This is a genomic window from Microbulbifer sp. CAU 1566 (genome assembly GCF_023156515.1).
Taxonomy (GTDB): domain Bacteria; phylum Pseudomonadota; class Gammaproteobacteria; order Pseudomonadales; family Cellvibrionaceae; genus Microbulbifer.
Genome location: NZ_JALNMG010000006.1, coordinates 279,271 through 284,164 on the forward strand (window position 1 = coordinate 279,271; position 4,894 = coordinate 284,164).

Consider the following 4,894-nt stretch of genomic DNA (forward strand, 5'->3'; position numbering starts at 1 on the left):
AAAGCCGCAGTGGAAACACTGCGGCTTTTTTTGTGGGTTAAATTCGTGCTTTTATTTTCGCCATTTCCCCGCGAAGGTTTTTCAAAATGGGCGCGTCGCTAGGGAAGATCGACTCATATCGATGTGTGAGTTCGGAGTACTCCTGTAGGGCCTGGTCGTATTTTCCCGTGGCAAATAAAATCTTTGCTTTAACTTCGTCTGTGTCCAATACGATGGGATGATTACGTTCAAAGTTCTTGTCGCCGTTTTCTCTTGCCCGTGATACGAAAGCCCATGCTTCGCGAAAATTTCCCTCTGCGAGGTGTATCTTCGCCAGCATGAGAAGCCATGCTCCTACACCGTAATCATCTACACCGTAGTGACGAATGTTAATATCGAGAACCTGATTTAGGATTTCGATTCCTTTTTTTGCATCACCGTTTATCCCAAGGGCAAGACCAAGATTTGCTTTAGTAATCAGTCCATTTGGAGAGTCTGGTGGATAAAGTTTTCCCTCGATATCATTCGCTTTCTTCAGGTCTTCAATAGACTTTTCTAGGTTCCCCATCTTGAAATAAGTGAATCCGCGATGAGTTAGTAGGTCCGATGTGGATTCGATAGATTGAGCGTCCGACTTTAATAGTAGAGTCAGAATCTCCAATGCTTTTTGATCTTCTCCAAACCGCCTGATCAGTCGTGCATAGATTGCGCCGGTGTCGCGATAGATTTTATGGTCAGGTGTGAATATTTTTTCGCACTCTCTAAATGCGAACTCCAGGCGTTCACGTGCCTCAATCCAGTTGCCTGTGCGCATATAGCTGCGGGCCAGGTGACGATAACTGTTAATGGTGTCGGGGTGGGTGTTTCCTAAGAGCTTGATTCGCTGTTCAAGTACTTCTTCCCCTATTTCTGCTGACGAATGGAAATCGCCCTTCAAGAAATAGGCGTCTGCAAGCCCGTGCCGATTGAGTAGCCCTTTTGCGCCTCCGTGATCAGCTTGCATATCCCAGATTTCTTGTGACTTTTTGAAGAGATTAATAGCTGCTTCTGCATTTCCTTCTTTGGAAGCCAGTTTCCCCTCCTCATAAAATATTGTTGCTTCAATGGTTTTCTGTGGGCTAGTACGGATTAGCTCGCTAGCTTCCGTAAAGGCTTTTCTAGCCTTCTCTCGCTCTCCGACCATTCGTAAAAAACTGCCGAGCAGCAGAAGGCTCTCCGCTCTCTGGTGTGCTGCTTGATGGATATCTGGGAATTCAATTTTCGACAAGAGGGTCAGAGACTCCTGTTGTAATTCCACCGCATCGCGGTATTTACCGGTTTTTGACTTAACCTGAGCGAGTGTCGAAAGTAACGTGGACTTTATCTGTGGCTCATTATCCAGAGTCGCTCTGGTCTTTGCCGTGGCTGCGTTGATTAGCTCGTCGACGTGAATAGTCCGCCCTTGCGCTGTCTCGGGTGATGCGGCATCAAACATTCCCGTCAACAAATCGGCAGTACGCTGTGCACTTAGCATTTGCCGCTCCGTCTCCTGTCTTGCTAACAGCAGACTGTCTCGCTCGTTACGCAACTGATTGGCTAAGTACAGGGATGCAGCCAATCCAGTTGTGACGGCGAGGAAAACGGAGAGTGCCAGTGCAGAGGCTGCAGGATAGCGGGAGATCAACCTTCCGGCGCGGTAGAGGAAACTGGGCGGCGTGGCCAGGACGGGCTCCCGGCGCAGGTAGCGTTCAATATCCCGTTGCAGTTCACTGGCACTGGCGTAACGAAGTTCCGGCTCCTTGCGCAACGCCTTGCTGGATATATTGTCCAGATCTCCGCGGAGTAAGCGGCGCTCGGTGAAGGTGGCTGAATCCGGCAGTGCGCGGCTGGGGGCAGTGGGGGTCGTATGGCAGATTGCCTGGATTGCTTTTTCGGCGCTGTTATCGCCGAAGCGGTGGGGAGATTGCTCGGTCAGGAGGAAATACAGCAGGGCGCCCAGGCCGTAGACATCCGTTGCGGTGGTGGTGCGTTCGCCGCGTATTTGTTCCGGGCTGGCGTAGGCCAGCGTCATGCCTTTCAATGCCGTGGCTTGAGTGCGCTCGCCATCGACCTGCAAGGCCTTGCCAATACCGAAGTCCAGTAGCTTGACCTGGCCTTTGGCGGTCACCAGTACATTATCCGGCTTTATGTCCCGGTGAATGATCAGATGGCTGTGGGCGTAGCTGACCGCTTCACAAACGGCAGCGAACAGGCGCAGACGGGCTCGCAGGCCCAGGTTGTTGATCCGACAATACTCGTGGATCGGGTGACCTTCCACGTACTCCATGACGAGGTAGGGGCGCTTGTCATTGGTGCTGCCGCCATCCAGAAGAGTGGCAATGTTGGGATGTTGCAGTTTCGCCAGAATCTGTCTTTCCTGGTGGAAGTGCTTCAGTTCTTCGCTACTGGCAAAACTGGGGGCTATCTTGATTGCTACTTGCTGGTCGTAGTTCCCGTCCGCCCGTTTCGCGCGGAACACAATCCCCATACCGCCGCGGCCGATTTCCTCTTCGATGGCATATGCCCCCAGCAGTTGCCCGCTGGGCAGGCTCTGGCTGAGGGTTTTCAGTTGTTGTCCGATGATATTGGTCTGGCTTCCGCTGCTGTCGGCACTGTCGTGACAGGCCAGCAAGCGCTCTACTTCCGCAATTTCTTCCGGGCTGGCATCGCTGGCTTGCAGTATTTGTGAGCGATCGTTCGCGGGTGACTCACAGCAGCGGTCGAACAGGTCTTTGATGACATTCAGTCGGATATTGTTAGTCGGCATATATTCTCAGGCGCAGGTCGGGTGGTGCTGCTCTTGCAGGCGGTCGGTGAGGAAGGCGCGAACAAACTTCAGCTCCCGCTCCACGGTAGCCACACTGATTTCCATAATCTCAGCCACTTTGCTCTGGGTAAAACCGGCGAGGTAGTGCAGTTCCGCAATACTTTCCAGGCGATCACTGATTTGCGACATTTCGGTCAGCGTCTGGTCAATGGTCATTAGCCCAAGGTTCACATCAATATCCCCGAGTAGGCTGTCCATCCAGATAGTGCGCATATGCTGGCCACTGCGCTTTTGTGCGGATTTGGCCCGGGCGTGATCCACCAGCAGGTGTCGCATGGCCTTGGCCGCGCAGCGGTAGAGGTGGGTGCGGCTTTCAAATTGTGCGGGGGACTCCATTAACCGCAGGCAGGCCTCGTGCACCACATCCGTCGTCTGCAGGGTGAGGCCATCAGGCTGATTGCCGAGGATGCGCCTTGCGCATCGGCGCAGTTCCTCATAAAGCTGCCCGGTCAGTTCGGGTAATTGTTCGTGCTGGGACATAGTGGTTGATCAAAAAGCACTCCGGTTTTTTTGTTTCCGAAGCTGTTCTAGTTATTTCAGAGAAAATTTAAAAATATTTCTCTCTACATGAGGGGAATGCTGTTGCCGTTCCGTAATTATCTCCAAGGGCTCGTCGAAAGGTGACTTGGTAACGCCTCGCAGTGACAAGAGTGGATTCAGGAGCAAACAGTGAGCTAAGCGCTATGTTAAGGCAGTTTCTGGCTGCGGGGGCACTCGGAGGGGCAGTTTTTTTGTTTGTTTTTCTCAGTGCGCGCATTGAGTTGGTCGACCGTCGAACCTTTTCCGGTGGTTGGGGCGAAACTGAATTTGCGCAGCGCGCATTTACTTCCGGAGATTACCCTGCGACCAACGGAATTGCTGAGTCTTATGGCTATACAGGTGCGCTGGATGCCCTTAAGAGCAGGGCCATTGACCCTCAGGTTTTTTCCCATTTGCCATCGGATTACGGGTGTCTTCGTGACTTAGCTGCCTTAAGGTGATTACGGTTGAAAATAATTCTTATCGGTTCACGTTAAAGGCGTTAAATTTGTCACATAAAGTTTTCCCCGCCACATAGCCCTGATATGGGGTATCTCCGCGGGATGGTTACAAAAACTATATATCTAAGATTTTGAGAATACATTGATGAGTGAATTGCTGTTTTATCGCAAGCCGGTTGCCCTGAACCGTGAGAATCACCGCAGCCTGAAGTTTTCCCCGAGTGATAAATTCCGTTTTTCCCGCGAGATCAATTCTGTCCCGCTTACCGGTATCGAGTTCTTTGAAGCCAGCCGGGACCTGCCAATTTTTTTCAGTCGCAGTGAAAGTGGTCAGTACTTTCCCCTGGCCTTACTGTCCCTGCGCAATAACCAGCACGCCCAGGTTGACGAGGACGGTGTATGGCAGGGCAATTATGTACCGGCCTTTATCCGTCGCTACCCCTTCGCCATGACCGATAACCAGACTGTCTGTTTTGATGAGACGAGTGACCAGTTTTCTGAAGAAGACGGTCAGCCGCTGTTTGATGAGCAGGGGGAAAACAGCGAGACCCTGAACAACGTATTGCAGTTTCTCACCAACTTTGACAAGTCCTACAAGGCTACCCGTGAGTTCTGCGCGGCGCTGGCTGAGCAGGAATTGTTCAAGCCCTTTGATATCCAGGTAATGGCTGGCGATGGCAAGCCGGTACGTCTTGAAGGATTACACGTGGTGGATGAGGCCAAGCTGTTGCAGGTGGAGTCCGAGCAGGTACAGGCCTGGTTTAAAAGTGGTCAATTGGCCTGGGTTTATGCCCATCTCCACTCCCTTGGTGCCTTGCGGCAGCTCTCCAGGCAGCAGCTGAAGGCCAATGCCGTCGAGGAAGCGAAAGAGCGAGCCGAGGCCGGTACGCTGAATTAAAAACGCCGGCGTTTCGGCAATAAATACCCGGGGTTTAGTGTCTCCACCCCGGTCGAAAGCAGTCGTGAGCCGTAGTTTCGGCGCGACTGCTTTGCTGTTTTAGCAAGGAAATAAACATGGCCGTTCATTTGGCGGTCATTAAAAAAATTAAAACGACGAAAACACTCCCAGCCGTTTTCAAGGACCATACAC

The 4,894-nt window shown here is 52.0% G+C and carries 3 protein-coding genes; 1 reads left to right on the top strand and 2 read right to left on the bottom strand.

Features of this window, described 5'->3' with window-relative positions; translation table 11 throughout:
- Positions 1-37 precede the first annotated feature (37 nt).
- On the bottom strand, positions 38-2,764 hold the full coding sequence (locus M0G74_RS15690; RefSeq protein ID WP_248219400.1) for a serine/threonine-protein kinase: 2,727 nt from the start codon (positions 2,762-2,764) through the stop codon (positions 38-40).
- Positions 2,765-2,770: 6 nt separating this feature from the next.
- Positions 2,771-3,304, bottom strand: a complete 534-nt coding sequence (locus M0G74_RS15695; RefSeq protein ID WP_160154557.1) for an ECF-type sigma factor — start codon at positions 3,302-3,304, stop codon at positions 2,771-2,773.
- 645 nt (positions 3,305-3,949) lie between these two features.
- On the opposite strand from M0G74_RS15695, the gene M0G74_RS15700 reads away from it, so the two are divergent.
- Positions 3,950-4,702: a SapC family protein gene (locus tag M0G74_RS15700; RefSeq protein WP_248219402.1), complete on the top strand. Its 753-nt coding sequence runs from the start codon at positions 3,950-3,952 to the stop codon at positions 4,700-4,702.
- Positions 4,703-4,894: the final 192 nt, after the last annotated feature.